This is a genomic window from Nocardioides sp. Iso805N (assembly GCF_000364605.1).
In the GTDB taxonomy this organism is placed as follows: Bacteria; Actinomycetota; Actinomycetes; order Propionibacteriales; family Nocardioidaceae; genus Nocardioides.
In genome coordinates this window covers 104,269-120,090 of record NZ_KB822580.1, presented here as the reverse complement: position 1 = coordinate 120,090, position 15,822 = coordinate 104,269, and the positions used below count along the sequence as shown (strand labels likewise).

At 70.8% G+C, this 15,822-nt stretch carries 15 protein-coding genes and 1 tRNA gene; 4 read left to right on the top strand and 12 right to left on the bottom strand.

Features of this window, described 5'->3' with window-relative positions:
* Positions 1-2 precede the first annotated feature (2 nt).
* The 8 genes from H036_RS22975 to H036_RS0114375 all read right to left on the bottom strand — a co-directional run bounded on the left by H036_RS22975 (position 3) and on the right by H036_RS0114375 (position 8,688).
* Positions 3-671, bottom strand: coding sequence for an L-threonylcarbamoyladenylate synthase (locus H036_RS22975; protein WP_017935502.1), 669 nt, complete (start codon positions 669-671; stop codon positions 3-5).
* A 5-nt stretch (positions 672-676) separates the two neighbouring features.
* Positions 677-1,594, bottom strand: a complete 918-nt coding sequence (gene prmC / locus H036_RS0114405) for a peptide chain release factor N(5)-glutamine methyltransferase (protein ID WP_017935501.1) — start codon at positions 1,592-1,594, stop codon at positions 677-679.
* A complete protein-coding gene (gene prfA / locus H036_RS0114400) occupies positions 1,591-2,670 on the bottom strand; it encodes a peptide chain release factor 1 (RefSeq protein WP_017935500.1) in 1,080 nt (359 codons plus the stop codon). The genes prmC and prfA overlap by 4 nt, the downstream gene beginning before the upstream one ends.
* Before the next feature lie 90 nt (positions 2,671-2,760).
* Positions 2,761-2,973 carry a 50S ribosomal protein L31 gene (rpmE, locus tag H036_RS0114395; protein ID WP_017935499.1) on the bottom strand — a complete coding sequence of 71 codons (213 nt, stop codon included), beginning with the start codon at positions 2,971-2,973 and terminating at the stop codon, positions 2,761-2,763.
* A 155-nt stretch (positions 2,974-3,128) separates the two neighbouring features.
* Positions 3,129-5,129: a transcription termination factor Rho gene (rho, locus tag H036_RS0114390; protein ID WP_017935498.1), complete on the bottom strand. Its 2,001-nt coding sequence runs from the start codon at positions 5,127-5,129 to the stop codon at positions 3,129-3,131.
* A gap of 246 nt (positions 5,130-5,375) precedes the next feature.
* A complete protein-coding gene (gene thrB, locus H036_RS0114385; RefSeq protein WP_017935497.1) occupies positions 5,376-6,281 on the bottom strand; it encodes a homoserine kinase in 906 nt (301 codons plus the stop codon).
* Positions 6,282-6,298: 17 nt separating this feature from the next.
* Complete coding sequence (gene thrC / locus H036_RS0114380) at positions 6,299-7,369, bottom strand: threonine synthase (protein WP_017935496.1); 1,071 nt, start codon at positions 7,367-7,369, stop codon at positions 6,299-6,301.
* Positions 7,366-8,688 (bottom strand): homoserine dehydrogenase, encoded by a 1,323-nt coding sequence (locus tag H036_RS0114375; RefSeq protein WP_017935495.1) that lies wholly within the window; start codon positions 8,686-8,688, stop codon positions 7,366-7,368. The genes thrC and H036_RS0114375 overlap by 4 nt, the downstream gene beginning before the upstream one ends.
* Before the next feature lie 169 nt (positions 8,689-8,857).
* Between H036_RS0114375 and H036_RS0114370 the strand changes: the two genes are divergently transcribed.
* A complete protein-coding gene (locus tag H036_RS0114370) occupies positions 8,858-9,439 on the top strand; it encodes an RNA polymerase sigma factor (RefSeq protein WP_017935494.1) in 582 nt (193 codons plus the stop codon).
* A complete protein-coding gene (locus tag H036_RS24510) occupies positions 9,436-10,485 on the top strand; it encodes a CU044_5270 family protein (protein WP_017935493.1) in 1,050 nt (349 codons plus the stop codon). The genes H036_RS0114370 and H036_RS24510 overlap by 4 nt, the downstream gene beginning before the upstream one ends.
* Positions 10,486-10,506: 21 nt before the next feature.
* Here the strand turns inward: H036_RS24510 and H036_RS0114360 are convergent, their stop codons facing one another.
* Positions 10,507-11,559 carry a questin oxidase family protein gene (locus H036_RS0114360; protein WP_017935492.1) on the bottom strand — a complete coding sequence of 351 codons (1,053 nt, stop codon included), beginning with the start codon at positions 11,557-11,559 and terminating at the stop codon, positions 10,507-10,509.
* An 84-nt stretch (positions 11,560-11,643) separates the two neighbouring features.
* Between H036_RS0114360 and soxR the strand changes: the two genes are divergently transcribed.
* Entirely contained in the window at positions 11,644-12,147 is a 504-nt protein-coding gene (soxR, locus tag H036_RS0114355) for a redox-sensitive transcriptional activator SoxR (RefSeq protein WP_017935491.1), read from the top strand.
* 90 nt (positions 12,148-12,237) lie between these two features.
* Here the strand turns inward: soxR and H036_RS22965 are convergent, their stop codons facing one another.
* The 3 genes from H036_RS22965 to argS form a co-directional block, all read right to left on the bottom strand.
* A complete protein-coding gene (locus H036_RS22965; RefSeq protein ID WP_017935490.1) occupies positions 12,238-12,408 on the bottom strand; it encodes a CsbD family protein in 171 nt (56 codons plus the stop codon).
* A 67-nt stretch (positions 12,409-12,475) separates the two neighbouring features.
* On the bottom strand, positions 12,476-13,861 hold the full coding sequence (gene lysA, locus H036_RS0114345) for a diaminopimelate decarboxylase (RefSeq protein WP_017935489.1): 1,386 nt from the start codon (positions 13,859-13,861) through the stop codon (positions 12,476-12,478).
* Positions 13,862-13,869: 8 nt separating this feature from the next.
* Positions 13,870-15,555 carry an arginine--tRNA ligase gene (argS, locus tag H036_RS0114340; protein WP_017935488.1) on the bottom strand — a complete coding sequence of 562 codons (1,686 nt, stop codon included), beginning with the start codon at positions 15,553-15,555 and terminating at the stop codon, positions 13,870-13,872.
* A 181-nt stretch (positions 15,556-15,736) separates the two neighbouring features.
* Here argS and H036_RS0114335 point away from each other — a divergent pair.
* Positions 15,737-15,809 (top strand) — tRNA-Arg (locus tag H036_RS0114335).
* Positions 15,810-15,822: the final 13 nt, after the last annotated feature.

Here is a 15,822-nt window from a genome sequence, read left to right as displayed (position 1 = left end):
CCTCAGTCTTCTCGCACGACGCCCTGGACACTGACCCCGTGCGGGGCCAGGACGGCGTCGATCTTCTCCACGGAGAGCGCGCCGAGCCGCAGCAGACGCGGCTCCGCGGCGGTGGCATCCAGGATGGTCGAGGCCTCACCGCCGGGCACGGCACCGTCGTCGACGATCACGTCCACGTCAGCGCCGAGCATCTCCTCGGCGCCATCCGCGTCCAGTGCTGCCGGCTGACCGGTCTTGTTGGCCGAGCTGACCGCGAGCGGGCCGGTTCGCGCGAGGATCTCCAACGCGAGCGGATGATCGGGAACACGGACCGCGACGGTGCCGCGGGTCTCCCCCAGGTCCCACTGCAGCGAGGACTGCTGGTGCAGCACCACGGTCAGCGGTCCCGGCCAGAACTCCACGAAGAGCGCCCGCGCCCAGTCGGGGATGTCGACCGCGAGCGCGTCGACGGTCCCCGGTGCGTTGACCAGCACGGGCGGCGGCATCTCGCGGCCGCGGCCCTTGGCAGCCAGCAGCTTGCGGACCGCTGCGGGGTCGAAGGCGTCGGCCGCGATGCCGTAGACGGTGTCGGTCGGGATGACCGCCACCTCGCCGGCTCGCAATGCCTGTGTCGCGGCGGCGATCGCCGCCTCGCGCTCCTCGTCGGTGCTGGTGGAGTGGCGCGTGCTCATGGGGGTCATCGTGCCAGCCTCGCGGTCACGAAGCGCGGCCGACCTGCCAGGTCCTGGTGATCGCGTACGTCGGTCCAGCGTCCGGTGGCACTGAAGATGGCCGGGGCCAGCTCACCCTGCTCGTCGGCGTGCTCGAAGCCGACCACGCCGCCGAGGCGAAGCAGCTGCGCTGCGCGTCGCTCCAGGACGCGGATCGCATCCAGGCCGTCCTGACCGGAGAACAGGGCCAGGTGCGGGTCGTGGTCGCGCGCCTCGGCCGCCACCGACTCCCACGCCTCGAGCGGGATGTAGGGCGGATTGCAGACCACCACGTCGACAGCGCCGTCGAGGTCGGTGAACGCCGTGGCCATGTCGCCCTGCCGCAGGTCGATACCGGCACCGGCGAGGTTGCGCTCCGCCCAGGGGTAGGCGTCCTCGCTCAGCTCCACGGCGTGCACTGAGGCAGCCGGGACCTCGTCCTTGATGGCCTTGGCGATCGCACCGGAACCCGTGCACAGGTCGACCACGACAGGCGCCTCGACGGGCTCGGCGTCCGGTCCTGCTGGCACGGAGCCCGGTCCCGCTGGCACGGAGCCCGGTCCCTGAGCCTGTCGAAGGGCCTCGATCGCCCAGCCGGCCAGCAGCTCGGTCTCCGGGCGCGGCACGAAGACACCGGGGCCGACCGCGAGCTCCACGTGCCGGAAGTGCGCCACCCCGGTCAGGTGCTGCAGCGGCTCGCGAGCGGCACGGCGGGCGACCAACTGCTCGAAGGCGTCCGCACGGTCGGCGGCCACCTCGTCCACCAGGACGAGCTGGGCGCGGCCAGTGCCCAGGACATGGGCGAGAAGCTCTGCCGCGTCGTACTCGGGGCTCGCGACGCCGCCCTCGCGCAGCCGTTGCGTCGCCGCGGCGATCACCTCACGCCGCTTGATCGAGTCGCTCACTTCTCCAGCGCCTCCAGCCGAGCGGCCAGGTCCGCGTCGACCGCCGAGGAGATGACCGGACCGAGGTCGCCGTCGAGCACCTGGTCGAGGTTGTAGGCCTTGTAGCCGGTGCGGTGGTCGGAGATGCGGTTCTCCGGGAAGTTGTAGGTGCGGATCCGCTCGGAGCGGTCCACGGTGCGCACCTGGCTGCGCCGGGCATCGCTGGCCTCGGCATCGGCGGCCTCCTGTGCGGCCTGCAGCAGTCGGGAACGCAGGATGCGCAACGCCTGGTCCTTGTTCTGCAGCTGCGACTTCTCGTTCTGGCAGCTGACCACGATCCCGGTGGGCAGGTGGGTGATCCTGACCGCCGAGTCGGTGGTGTTGACGCTCTGGCCGCCGGGACCCGAGCTGCGGAAGACGTCGATGCGCAGGTCGTTGTCGTTGATCTCGACGTCGACCTGCTCGGCCTCGGGCATCACCAGGACACCGGCGGCCGACGTGTGCACCCGGCCCTGGCTCTCGGTGACCGGCACCCGCTGCACGCGGTGCACCCCGCCCTCGAACTTCAACAGCGCGTACGGCGTCTGGCCCGGCTCGGGCGTGCCCTTGGCCTTCACCGCGACCGTGACGGACTTGTAGCCGCCCAGGTCGGACTCGTTGGCGTCGAGGATCTCGACCTTCCAGCCGAGCCGCTCGGCGTAACGGGTGTACATCCGCAGCAGGTCGGCGGCGAAGAGGGCGGACTCCTCGCCGCCCTCCCCCGACTTGACCTCGAGGAGGGTGTCCTTGTCGTCCGCCGGATCACGGGGCACCAGCAGACGCCGCAGCCGCTCCTCGGCCTCGCCGCGGCGTACGGTCAGGGCCTCGGCCTCCTCGGCGAAGGCGGGATCCTCGGCGGCGAGCTCGCGGGCGGCCTCGATGTCCTCGGCGAGTTGGCCCCACTCACGCCAGGCGCCGATGATCGCGTTGAGCTCGGAGTAGCGCTGGTTGAGCCGCTTGGCGAGCCGTGCGTCGGCGTGCGTCTCGGGCTCCGCCAGCCGCATCTCCAGCGTGGCGTGCTCCTCGACGAGCCCTTCTACTGCCTCGAACTGCGCCATCTGCGCCTCCTGGACGTTGGATCCCTACACGTGCAGAAATGACGAGCGCCGACCTTCCCCGCGCGGGGAAAGGTCGGCGCTCGGAAGGCGCTACTTGTTCTTCTTGCCGTAGCGAGCCTCGAAGCGGGCCACGCGGCCGCCGGTGTCGAGGATCTTCTGCTTGCCGGTGTAGAAGGGGTGGCACGCGCTGCAGACGTCGGCGCGGATGACGCCGCCCGTCTTGGTGCTGCGGGTCGTGAACGTGGCGCCGCAGGTGCAGGTGACCTCGGTCTCCACGTAGGTCGGGTGGATGTCAGCCTTCATGGTGTCCTCATCTCTTGGGGCGCCGGGTCGTCTACGCGGATGCGAGACGTGAACCGGAACCGACGGGCAATGATAGGAACAACAGCCGCCGCGAACCAATTCCCTCGGGGGTCCTGGTCACGCGGCGACCGTCGTTCAGGCAGGCGTCGGGCCGATCAGTCGCCGTCGGGGCCCGGCGTGGTCTTCTGCACCTGCATCAGGAACTCGACGTTGCTGTGCGTCTTCTTCAACCGCTCGAGCAGGAGCTCGAGGGCCTGCTGGCCGTCGAGGGCGGAGAGCACGCGACGCAGCTTCCAGATGATCGCGAGCTCCTCCTTGCTGACAAGGAGCTCCTCGCGGCGGGTGCCGGACTGGATGGCATCGATCGCCGGGAAGATGCGCTTCTCGGCGAAGTCGCGGCGCAGCCGGATCTCCATGTTGCCGGTGCCCTTGAACTCCTCGAAGATCACCTCGTCCATCTTCGAGCCGGACTCGATCAGCGCGGTGGCCAGGATCGTCAGCGAGCCGCCGTTCTCGATGTTGCGGGCCGCCCCGAAGAACCTCTTCGGCGGGTAGAGCGCCGCAGAGTCGACACCACCGGACAGGATCCGGCCGCTGGCCGGCGCGGCAAGGTTGTAGGCACGGCCGAGGCGGGTGATGCCGTCGAGGAGCACGACGACGTCGTGACCGAGCTCGACCAGGCGCTTGGCCCGCTCGATCGCCAGCTCGGCGACGATGGTGTGGTCGCTGGCCGGGCGGTCGAACGTGCTGGAGATGACCTCGCCCTTGACCGAGCGCTGGAAGTCGGTGACCTCCTCGGGTCGCTCGTCGACCAGGACCACCATCAGGTGACACTCGGGGTTGTTGATCGTGATGGAGTTCGCGATCGACTGCATGATCATAGTCTTGCCGGCCTTGGCGGGCGAGACGATCAGGCCGCGCTGGCCCTTGCCGATCGGCGCGGCGATGTCGATGACGCGGCCGATCAGGTTGGTGGCGTCGGTCTCCATCCGCAGCCGCTCGCTGGCGTAGAGCGGGGTCAGCTTGGAGAACTCCACCCGGTTGGGCGACTGCGTCGGGTCGGTGCCGTTGACGCTGTCGATCTTGACCATGGGGTTGAACTTCTCCTTGCGCTCGCCCTCACGGGGCTGACGCACCTGGCCGACGATGGCATCGCCGCGGCGCAGGCCGAGCTTGCGCACCATCGACAGGGAGACGTAGACGTCCTCGGGACCGGGCAGGTAGCCGCTGGTCCTGACGAACGCGTAGTTGTCCAGCACGTCCAGGATGCCGGCCGCCGGCACGAGGACGTCGTCGTCGCGGATCTCGGTGTCGATGTCCCCCCGTACGGCGCCGACCGGGCGGTTGCGATCGCGGTCGCGGCCACGTCGGCGACGGTTGCGGCGGCTGCCGTCACCGTCGGGGTCGTTGCTCGCGTTGGCGGCGTTGTTCGCACTGCCGGCGTTCGCGTTGGCGGTGTTCGTGTTGGCGGCATGGTCGCTGTTGCGGTCGCTGTTGCGGTCGCTGCCCGTTCGGTTCTGGCCCTGGTTGCCCTGGCTCTGCCGCGGCTGGCGCTCGCGCTGCTGGCCGTCCTCGTGCTGGGCGTCGTCCTGAGCCTGCTGAGCGCCGTGCTGCTGGGCCTTCGCCTCGGAGCGGTTCTCGCTGACGGCGGGCGTCTCGGCGTCGGCCTTGGGCTTGCGCTGCCGCTCCCGACGCGGGCGGGTCTCGCCCTCGGCGGAGGCCTCGCTGGTGGTGTTGGTGACCGGCGCGGCGGCCTCGGCCGGCGGTGTCTGGTTGGCCTTCGCGCCGCGAGCGGCACGGGTGCGCGCGGGCTTCTCCGGCGCTGCCTGCTCGGCCTGCACAGACTGCTCGGCCTGGCGCTGCTCGGCCTGGCGCTGCTCGGCCTGGCCCTGCTCGGGCGGCGCGGTCTGCTGGACCTTCTCGGCCTTGGTGCGCGCCGGGCGCTGCGTCACGCGCTGGGTGGGGCGGCTGCTCTGAGCATCCTTGATCGCCTCGACCAACTGGGCCTTCTTCATGGCGCCCGAGCCGGCGATGCCCATGCCGCTGGCCATCGCCTTGAGGTCGGCGAGCAGCATGGAGTTGAGCCCACCGGCTGCTGCCTTCTTCGGCGCTGCCTTCTTGGGCGCTGCGTCGGTGGATTCGATGGTTTCCGTCACGTGAGGTCCTTCCCACGTATCACAGCCGGGCGCACCGGACGGTGCAGCCGACGGTTTGTCTTTGTCAGAACCTCCCTCCCCGACGGGGGACCGACCTGCGGTCTCGGCGGTTGCGCAGAGCAGATCTGCACGGGAACTGGAGGAAGGCGCGCACCTTCGAGGCAGAGCAGATGAGTGCCGCTGCACAGTTGGGTACTACGCCGACATCGTCAGCGCTTGATCAATGTAGCACTGGTGTGGCGTGAATCATTCCTCGACCCGCGCGCCGGTCGGGTCGATGTCGAGGGCGTGGCAGGTCCAGCCCTGCGGCGTACGGGCGAGGAGCGCGCGGGCGTCCCCACCGTCGACGAGGGCGAGCACGGTGGGGCCGGCGCCGGACACGACAGCAGGTACGCCGTCGGCGCGCAGCGCGTCCACCAGAGCCAGCGACTCCGGCATCGCCGGGCGGCGATAGTCCTGGTGAAGGTAGTCCCGGGTGGCGCGCAGCAGCTGGTCGGGCCGACAGGCCAACGCGGCCACGAGCAGGGCGGTGCGACCGGCATCGGCTGCGGCATCGGCGTGCGGGACCGTCGCGGGCAGCAGCCCACGGGCGACCTTGGTCTCCACGCCGGTGGGCGGGACGAAGACCACCGCGCCGATGCCGGCGGCGACCGGCGAGGGCACGGAGTAGAACGCATCAGCCTCGTGCCCGGAGATGGTGAAACCGCCGTACATCGCAGGGGCGACGTTGTCGGGATGACCCTCGATCTCGGCGGCCAGCCGGAACGCGGCGTCGTCGTCGAGCCGTGCGACCCCGTCGGCGACCAGCGCGCGGGCGAGCACGATGCCGCCCACGATGGCCGCTGAGGAGGAGCCCAGGCCGCGGGCATGCGGGATGACGTTGCGGCAGCTCAGCCGCAGCCCCGGGGGCTGCTCCCCCAGCACCTCGAACGCGGCCCGCATCGAACGCACCACCAGATGGGACTCGTCGCGCGGCACCGCCTCGGAGCCCGCGCCGCTGACCTCGACCTCGAGGCCCGCCGGCAGCACCTCGCCGACCAGCGTGTCTCGCAGGTCGAGGGCGAGGCCGAGCGAGTCGAACCCGGGGCCCAGATTGGCCGAGGTGGCAGGCACCGTGATGGTGACAGGCGCAGCAACGAACGTCTTCCCCATCGAGGTGATCCCGCCGGTCAGATCAGGCCGGCGGCCGCGGCCGCGGCGTCGATGTCGGCGTCCACGACCACGTCCGGCACCTCGCCGAAGTACTCGAGCGCGGTGACCGTGTCCTTCAGACCATGACCGGTGACGGTGATGACGGTGACCTTGCCCGCGTAGGAGTCACCCGCGGCGACGTCGGCGAGCAGACCGGCCACACCCGCGGCGGAGGCGGGCTCGACGAAGATGCCGTCGCGACGGGCCAACTCCGCCTGGGCGGCCAGGATCTGGTCGTCGGAGAGCGCCTTGAACCGACCGCCCGAGGCGGCCTTGGCCGCTTCGGCCAGCTTCCAGGAGGCAGGGTTGCCGATCCGGATCGCGGTGGCGCGGGTCTCCGGGTGCTCGACCGGGCGACCGAGCACCAGCGGCGCGGCACCCTCTGCCTGGAACGCCCGCATGACGGGGGTCCTGGTGGCCTTGCCTGCCGCGAGGTACTGGGTGTAGCCGAGCCAGTAGGCACTCATGTTGCCGGCGTTGCCGATCGGCATCAGGTGGAAGTCCGGAGCGTCGCCGAGCCGGTCGACGACCTCGAAGGAGGCGGTCTTCTGACCCTCCAGACGGACAGGGTTGACACTGTTGACCAGCGCGACCGGGTAGTGCTCGGCGAGCCCGCGCGACATCTTCAGGCAGTCGTCGAAGTTGCCGCGCACCCGCAGCACCTGAGCGCCGTGCACCAGCGCCTGAGCCATCTTGCTGGCCGAGATCTTGCCGTCCGGCACGAGGACGATCGGGGTGAGGCCGGCCTTGGCGGCGTACGCGGCCATCGAAGCCGACGTGTTGCCTGTCGAGGCGCAGACGCAGGCCTTGGCACCCTCGTGCACCGCCACCGAGATGGCGGCGGTCATGCCGCGGTCCTTGAACGAACCGGTCGGGTTCGCGCCCTCGACCTTGATCCAGACGTCACCGCCGGTGACGCCGGAGAGCCACTCGGAGTGGACCAGCGGCGTGCCGCCCTCGCCGAGGGTGATCGCCGGCGTCGCCGCCGGGATGTCGAGCAGCTCGCGGTACTCCTCGATCAGGCCCCGCCACTGGTGAGTGGTGCTCATTCTTCTCCCTCCACGCGCATCACCGAGGTGACGTCACGCACGATGTCCATGGTGCGGAGCCGGTCGACCGTCGCGCTGAGCTGGGCGTCGGTCGCGGTGTGCGAGACGACCACCAGCTGCGCGTCGGCGCCTCGGCCCTCCTGACGCACGGTCTGGATCGAGACGCCGTGCTCGGCGAAGGCCAGCGCGACCGCCGAGAGCACGCCCGCCCGGTCGTCAACGTCGATGGCGACGTGGTAGCGGGTCAGCGTCTCCCCCATCGGCAGCACGGCCCGGGCGGCGTACGCCGACGCGGCGACGCCCTTGGTGCCGGCCACCAGGTTGCGCGCGACCGTGACGAGGTCACCGAGGACAGCACTGGCGGTCGGGGCGCCACCGGCCCCGCGGCCGTAGAACATCAGCTGCCCGGCGGCCTCGGACTCGACGAAGACGGCGTTGTAGGCGTCGCGCACGCTCGCCAGCGGGTGCTCCCTGGGGATCATCGCCGGGTGGACCCGGGCGCTCACGGCGCTCTGGCCGTCGGCGTCCTCCTTGAGCTCGGCGATGGCCAGGAGCTTGACCACGCAGCCCATGTCCTTGGCAGAGGCGACGTCGGCGGCGGTGACGTCCGAGATGCCTTCGCGGTGCACGTCGCTGCCGGTCACCCGGGTGTGGAAGGCCAGGCTGGCCAGGATCGCGGCCTTGGCAGCGGCGTCGAACGCCTCCACGTCGGCGGTCGGGTCGGCCTCCGCATAGCCCAGCTCCTGGGCCTCGGCCAGTGCCTCGGCGAAGCCGGACCCGAACGTGTCCATCTTGTCCAGGATGTAGTTGGTGGTGCCGTTGACGATGCCGATCACCTTGGTCACCCGGTCACCGGCGAGCGAGTCGCGCAGCGGGCGCAGGATCGGGATGGCACCGGCGACGGCGGCCTCGTAGTAGAGGTCGCGACCGGCCTTCTCGGCGGCCTCGAAGAGGGTGGCGCCGTCCTCGGCCAGCAGCGCCTTGTTGGCGGTGACGACGCTGGCGCCGCTCTCCAGCGCAGACAGGATCAGCGCGCGGGCCGGCTCGATGCCACCGATCACCTCGACCACGATGTCGACGTCGTCGCGCGCGACGAGGGTGGCCGCATCGGTGGTGAGCAGGCCAGCGGGCACGTCGGCATCGCGGGGAGCATCCAGGCGGCGTACGGCGACGCCCTTGAGCACGACCGGGGCGCCGATCCGCGCCGCCAGGTCGTCGGCCTGCTCGTGCAGCAGCCGGACCACCTGGGAGCCGACGACACCGCAGCCCAGTAGGGCCACGCCCAAGGGGCGCGAGCCGGCGGCGGAGGCGGGGGCCACGGGTTGAGTGCTCACCGGCCAAGAGTATCGGCGACGGACGCCGGCGGCGGAACCAACTCGTGACTGTGGACACCCATCGGGACCCGGTCCCGGCGCGGCGGCGCGAACGCTACGCCGCCGCTTCGCGAAGAATCCGGTGTGGGCCCTCCGGCCCGGACAGGAGAGGTACGTGTCCGACCCCGACATCGTGGCGAGATCGCTGCGCGACCCGCATGCCTTCGAGGAGCTCGTCACCTCGCTGGGTCCCCGCGTGCACGCCTATCTGCGCCGGCGAGCCCCCGAGCATGCCGACGACCTGCTCAGCGAGGTCTGGCTGGCCGCCTTCCGCGGTCGGCACCAGTACGACGAGAGCCGTGCGGAGGTCGCGGCATGGATGTTCGGCATCGCTCGCCACGTGCTCTTCAGCCACCTGCGCAGCAGCGTGCGCGAGTCACCGGTGGCCGTGGCGAGCGCGGCCGGCACGCCCGACTCCCCCGGCGACGCCTACCTCGATGACTGGGACGCCGTCGACCGGAGACTCGACGCTGCCGGCACCGCCCACGCGCTCCGCGATGCCCTGGCCGCCCTTCCGGTCGAGGAGCGCGAAGTGCTCCTGGTGATCGCCTGGGAGCAGCTCACCCCCAGCGAAGCGGCCGCCGTGCTCGGCATCCCAGCCGGAACCGCCCGCTCGCGGCTGCACAGGGCCCGCGCGCGCATCACCACCGCTTGGAACATATCCGCCACCACCGTCCCCGGAGGCCCGCAGTCATGACCCCGACCGACACCCAGCCCACAGACCCCTGGACCGAGCTCGAGCGCGCCGGTCAGGTGCCGCCGGCGGCCGAGGAGGCGCTGATCGCGGCGCGCGTCGCCGTACGCCGAGCGGCCACCACCGAGACGATGCGCGCGAAGGTCACCTCGGCCCGGCGCCGGCGTCGACTGCGGTACGCCGTCGCTGTCGGAGTGGCGGCCTCCGTCGTCGCCGCCGGTGCCGTGACGGTCCGCCTCGGCGACCGTGAGGTGGGCGGCGCTCCTGCTGCTGCCGCCGTCTTCGAGCGGGCGGCGCACGCGGCACTCGCGCAGCACGACCCGGTCGTCGGGCCGGGGCAGTACCTGAGGATCACGCTGGTCCAACGGAGCTGGGGCATCGCTGGCGGGACCAACGGAAAGACCCTGGTCGGCGAGGACGGGCGTCCCGAGGTGAGCGAAGAGCAGTACACCCGGACTATCTGGATCCCGCACGACGTGGACGCCCCCTGGACATTCCGCGAAGGGACCAAAGTGCTGCGCAACAACAGCACCGACTTCCTGGACCAGGGCACGCCGACCCGCACCCATCAGCAGCCGAGCGAGGCCTTGCACGGCGTCGGGACGTACGTCAAGACCTATGACCCGCACTGGTACGCGGAGCTACCCCGCAACCCGCAAGCCCTGCTCGCGGCCATCCAGAAGTCAGATCACAGCGAGGGCTCCGGGCTGGCGTACAAGTTCGAGGAGGTCTACAGCGAGGTGCTGCGTAGCGGCCTGGCACCCGCTGCCATCCGGAGCGCGCTCTTCAGCGCCCTCGCCGCGACACCTGGCATGGCAGTCCAGCAAGGCGTGACCACGCTCGACGGACGCGCCGGCATTGCGATCGGGGCCCGCGGCAGCCACTTTCAGATGATCTTCGACGCCCGGACGGGGCAGTACGTCGGTGAACGCGGGACCGACCCCGACTTCCCCGACGTACCCGGGATGGATCGGGACAAGACCACGATGCTGACATCGGTGACCACGACCGTCGTGGACCACGCGCCGAAGGCCGAGATGGCACGCTGAGTCACCGCTCGTCCGCCCCACTCAGACGGCCTCGATCAGCTCCAGCGCACGCAGTGCGGCGGCGAGGGCGAGCGGGTCGCCGGTCCAGGCGTGCACGTCGAGGGCGGTGTCGGCCAGCTTGATGGCGTGCTCGTCGCCGTGCCTTACGGCGCGCGCGAAGACCTCGTCGGGGCCGTCGACCGGACGTCCGACGGCGAAACCCTCGGAAGGCGCGTAGGCGGCGTGGATCGCGGCGGCGGCCGACCACGCCGTCACCGCACTGCACACCCACAGCTCGCGCGGTAGCGACGGCAGCGTGCGCAGGACGGCGTTGGGTGCGGTCGCGGCGTGCACCAGCATCACCGGGTTGCCGTGGGCGTGGGTGGCGTAGCGGTGCACGGCCGCCGTCACCAGCGCCGCCAGCCAGGTCTCGGCCTCCTCCGCGGCGACCGGCGGCAGGACGCGCTGCTGGGCATCGGCCCAACCGGGCAGCTCGGTGAGCTGTGCGAGCCGGTGGCTGATGCCGCCGTACTGCTCCGGGACGGTCGGGACCAGCGCGAGCGCGGTCTCCAGCGCGAGCCGGCCGGTCGGACCGGCCGTCGCGGGCACCGGGAGCCAGCGGGTCGCCCAGTAGCCGAGAGCTTGGGCGAGCTCGTCGAGCCGTGCCGGCGTCTCGCCGCCCTCACGCAGGGCACGCACGGCGTGGCCGGTGCGGATGGCACCGTGGGTGGCACCGGCGGCGATGCCGGGCAGCAGCCGCGGCCACCACGTCGCGAGTACGTCGCCCCACGGCTTCTCCTGCAGCTGCTCAGCGAACCAGACCGGCCAGTCGCCCAGCCTTCGGATGTCGCCCAGCGCCGCCCGCCAGGTCTCGGCGGTGATCCGCTCGGAGGGCCGCGGCGGCTCGGTCAGCCGACGCCGGTAGCCGTCGACCCACTGCCCGACGTCGTCCTCGTGGCCGTGCCGCACCAGCGCCTCCACCGCCATCGGGCCGTGGTTGCTGAGCCCGCCGTCGAACTCCGGCCCGGTCCGGTGCAGACGCTCGTAGGCCTCCTCGAGGGTCTGGTCGCCGATGCCTGTCGTCTCGATGGTCATGTCGCCATCCGACAACCTCAAGCTAGGTTGAGGTCAAGTGACCGAAGGGACAGTCGAAGAGGGACCGATCGGGGAGGGACAAGGATGACCGAACACGAGTCGATCCGCCGACACGAGCTGACGCCCGCCGAGGTGGCGGCGCGCGCTGGGGTGAGCGTGCCGACGCTGCACTACTACGAGCGCGAGGGGCTGATCGAGTCGCGGCGCACGAGCGGCAACCAGCGGCGCTACCACCGCGACGTACTGCGGCGACTGGCCTTCATCCGGGTCTCGCAACGGCTGGGACTCCCGCTCGCGCAGATCCGTGCCGCGCTCGAGACGCTGCCGGGCGGACGGACCCCGACCAAGGCCGACTGGGCTCGGCTCTCGGCCGCCTGGCGTGCCGACCTCGACGACCGGATCCGCCTGTTGGAGCGGCTGCGCGACTCGCTGGACGGCTGTATCGGCTGCGGCTGCCTGTCGCTGTCGGCGTGCGCGCTCTACAACCCCGACGACGAGCTCGCCGTCGACGGTGCCGGCGCCGTTCGATGGCAACAGGCCCCGGCGAAGCCAGGGCCTGTCGATGGCGGAGCGAGTCGATCTCGATGATCGAGAACCACATCGAGACCACCTCGAGAGCCGTGGAGCGGCCGACTAACGGCCGCCCCACGGGCTCATCGATCGACGCTCAACTGAGCGTCACTTGAACGCGTCCTTGACCTTCTCAGCGGCCTGCTTAATGTCGGCCTTGGCCTTGTCGGCCTTGCCCTCGGCCTGCTTGCTCTCGTCGCCGGTGGCGCCGCCGTACCGCTCCTTGGCCTCGCCCTTGAGCTCATCGGCCTTGTTCTCCAGCTTGTCGTCGAAACCCATCGGTTGCCTCCTTGCTGTCGGAGATCAACCGGTACCCGATGCTCGACGTCCTATGAGCGACGCGGATTCAGCCGACGTCGGTCGCGAGCAGGTCGTCCACGGTCTCGCGGCGCACGATCACCCGGGCAGAGCCGTCCTTGACCGCCACCACGGGCGGGCGCAGCGCGTGGTTGTAGTTCGACGCCATCGAGCGGCCGTAGGCTCCGGTGCCGGGCACGGCGATCAGGTCTCCGGGTCCGATGTCGCCGGGCAGGAACTCGTCCTTGACCACGATGTCGCCCGACTCGCAGTGCTTGCCCACGACCCGCGCGAGCACCGGTGTGGCGGCGGACGAGCGCGAAGCCAGCGTGCAGGAGTAGTCGGCGTCGTAGAGGGCCGGGCGGATGTTGTCGCTCATCCCGCCGTCGACGCTGACGTAGGTGCGGGCGGCGCCGCCGTCGAGGCTGACCTCCTTGACCGTGCCCACGGTATAGACGGTGCACATCGCCGGGCCGACGATGGCGCGCCCGGGCTCGATCGACAGGTGCGGTACGTCGATGCCGAGCGCGGCGCACTCCCCTGCCACGATCCGGGTGATCTGCGCGGCCAGGTCCGCCGGCGTCGCAGGGTCGTCCTGGGTGGTGTAGGCGATGCCGAAGCCGCCGCCGAGGTCCAGCTCCGGCATGGGGTGGCCGAGCTCGGCCGCGACCTTGGCGTGCAGACCCAGGACGCGCCTGGCGGCGACCTCCCAGCCGGAGGTGTCGAAGATCTGGCTGCCGATGTGGCTGTGCAGGCCGCGCAGCTCCAGGCTGCTCGCCCCGACCACGCGCCGCGCGGCCTCGAAGCCGGCGCCGGCACTGATCGAGAAGCCGAACTTCTGGTCCTCGTGTGCGGTCGCGATGAACTCGTGGGTGTGCGCCTCCACACCGGCCGTCACTCGGACCATCACCGGCTGCACGACGCCGAGCTGGGCGGCGACATCGGCCAGCCGCTCGATCTCGGCGTAGGAGTCCACGATGATCCGGCCGACGCCGGCGTGCACGGCACGACGCAGCTCCATCGCGGACTTGTTGTTGCCGTGGTAGCCGATCCGGGCCGGGTCCACGCCCGCGCGCAGCGCGACGGTCAGCTCACCGTCGGAGCAGACGTCGAGGCACAGCCCCTCCTCGGCCACCCAGCGTGCGACCGCCGTGGAGAGGAAGGCCTTGCCCGCGTAGTAGACGTCGTACCCCTCGAAGCCGTCGCGGAAGGCGCGGGCGCGGCTGCGGAAGTCGTCCTCGTCGAGGACGTAGGCCGGAGTGTTGACGTTGGCGACCAGGTCGGCGACCGAGAGGCCGCCGATGCGCAGGACGCCGTCGACCTTCTCCGCGGTACGCGACCACAGCACCGGCACGAGCGCGTTGACGTCCTCGGGCTCGCGCAGCCACACCGGCGAGGTGCCGGTGAAGCTGCCCGGGCTGGCGTGGCTGGCCATCCGGCCCGTCACATCCGCTCGGGCGCGGTCACGCCGAGCATGCCGAGACCGTTGCGGATGACGGTCTGGGTCGCCACCACCAGCACCATCCGGGCCAGGTTGGCCGAGGTCACCGCGTCGTCGCCCTGCGGCAGCATGCGGCACTCCTTGGTGTCGTACCACTTGTTGAAGGTCGACGCGGTGTCCTCGAGGTAGCGGGCGATCCGGTGCGGCTCGCGCAGCTCGGCGGAGCTGGCCACCACCCGCGGGAACTCCGCCAGCGCTCGCAGCAGCTCACCGTCGCGCTGGTGCGAGAGCTGGCTCGGGTCGAAGTCGTCCCCGGTCGGGAGCACCATGCCGAGGTCGGCCGCGTTGGCCAGCATCCGGCAGGTGCGGGCGTGCGCATACTGCACGTAGTAGACCGGGTTGTCGTTGGAGGCCTTGGTGATCTCCGCGACGTCGAGGGTCAGCGGGCTGTCGGCGGGATAGCGCGCCAGCGAGTAGCGCAGCGCGTCCACGCCGATCTCCTCGGCCAGCTCGTGCAGCGTGACGATCGTGCCGGCCCGCTTGGAGAGCTTCAACTCCGCACCGTCGCGCAGGATCTTGACCAGCTGCCCGATCAGTACGTCGAGGGTCTGCGCGGGATCGTCACCCACGCAGGACGCCATCGCCTTGAGCCGGCCGACGTAGCCGTGGTGGTCGGCGCCGAGCAGGTAGAGGCAGCGGTCGAAGCCGCGGGCGCGCTTGTTGAGGTAGTAGGCGGTGTCGGAGGCGAAGTAGGTCAGCTCGCCGTCGGACTTGATCAGGACGCGGTCCTTGTCGTCGCCGAAGTCGGTGGTGCGCATCCACAGCGCGCCACCCTCCTCGTAGACGTGGCCCAGATCCTTGAGCCGCTTGAGTGTGTCCGGCACGCCGCCCGACCCGTCGCCGCTGTCGTGCAGGGACAGCTCGGAGAACCACACGTCGAAGTGGGTGTTGAAGAACGCGAGCTGGTCCTGCTGCTCCTTGAGCTGCAGCTCGTAGCCCTTGGCCCGCACCGCGGTCCTGCGCTCATCCTCGGGCAGGTCGAAGATGCCCGGCGCGGCAGCAGCGACCGCCGCGGCCAACTCGTCGATGTAGGCGCCGGCGTACCCGTCCTCGGGCTTGGGCTGCCCGGTCGCCGAGGCGATGAGCGAGTCCGCGAAGTGGTTCATCTGCACGCCGCGGTCGTTGATGTAGAACTCGCGGGTCACCTCAGCGCCGGCGGCCGAGAGCACCCGACCGATGGCGTCGCCGAGCACTGCCCAGCGGGTGTGGCCGAGGTGCAGCGGCCCGGTGGGGTTGGCCGAGATGAACTCGACGTTGATCCGCTGGCCCTTGAGGGTGTTGGTGTGGCCGTAGCCGGCACCCGCAGCGACGATCTCGGCGGCGAGCACGCCCTGGGCGCCCGCCTCCACGGTGATGTTGAGGAAGCCGGGACCAGCGATCTCGACGTCCGCGACGCCGTCGACGCCCTTGAGCCCGGTGGCGATCAGCTCGGCCAGCGCACGGGGGTTGGTATGAGCCTTCTTCGCCAGCTGCATCGCGACGTTGGTGGCATAGTCGCCATGACCCTTCTGCCGGGGTCGCTCCACCGTCACGTTGGTCGGGACACCGTCGGGGAGGGCGAGGGCACCCTCGTCCGACAGCGTCGTCAGTACGTCGACGATCGCTGTGGAGAGCTGTTCGGGAGTCACCGGTCAAGCCTATCGGCGCGGGTGCCTAACCCTCGCACCGATATACCGCCGCTGGACGCCTGTCCGGTTGGTCGCCCGGTCCGTGCCGCCGAGCCGACGCGGGACGCCCATCGGAACGTGCCCGGTTTCACCCTCCTCCCCCGGTGGCTGTAGGGTCGCTCTCGCACTGCTCACAGTGCATGCCTTCGTAGCTCAGGGGATAGAGCACTGGTTTCCGGTACCAGGTGTCGCAGGTTCGAATCCTGCCGAAGGCGCGTTGTGATGTCT

Coding starts and splice junctions, on each gene's coding strand:
- H036_RS22975 (WP_017935502.1), bottom strand. CDS start 671: ATGAGCACGCGCCACTCCACCAGCACCGACGAGGAGCGCGAGGCGGCG.
- prfA (WP_017935500.1), bottom strand. CDS start 2,670: ATGGCGCAGTTCGAGGCAGTAGAAGGGCTCGTCGAGGAGCACGCCACG.
- soxR (WP_017935491.1), top strand. CDS start 11,644: ATGACCGAACACGAGTCGATCCGCCGACACGAGCTGACGCCCGCCGAG.
- H036_RS22965 (WP_017935490.1), bottom strand. CDS start 12,408: ATGGGTTTCGACGACAAGCTGGAGAACAAGGCCGATGAGCTCAAGGGC.
- rpmE (WP_017935499.1), bottom strand. CDS start 2,973: ATGAAGGCTGACATCCACCCGACCTACGTGGAGACCGAGGTCACCTGC.
- thrB (WP_017935497.1), bottom strand. CDS start 6,281: ATGGGGAAGACGTTCGTTGCTGCGCCTGTCACCATCACGGTGCCTGCC.
- H036_RS0114360 (WP_017935492.1), bottom strand. CDS start 11,559: ATGACCATCGAGACGACAGGCATCGGCGACCAGACCCTCGAGGAGGCC.
- thrC (WP_017935496.1), bottom strand. CDS start 7,369: ATGAGCACCACTCACCAGTGGCGGGGCCTGATCGAGGAGTACCGCGAG.
- H036_RS24510 (WP_017935493.1), top strand. CDS start 9,436: ATGACCCCGACCGACACCCAGCCCACAGACCCCTGGACCGAGCTCGAG.
- lysA (WP_017935489.1), bottom strand. CDS start 13,861: ATGGCCAGCCACGCCAGCCCGGGCAGCTTCACCGGCACCTCGCCGGTG.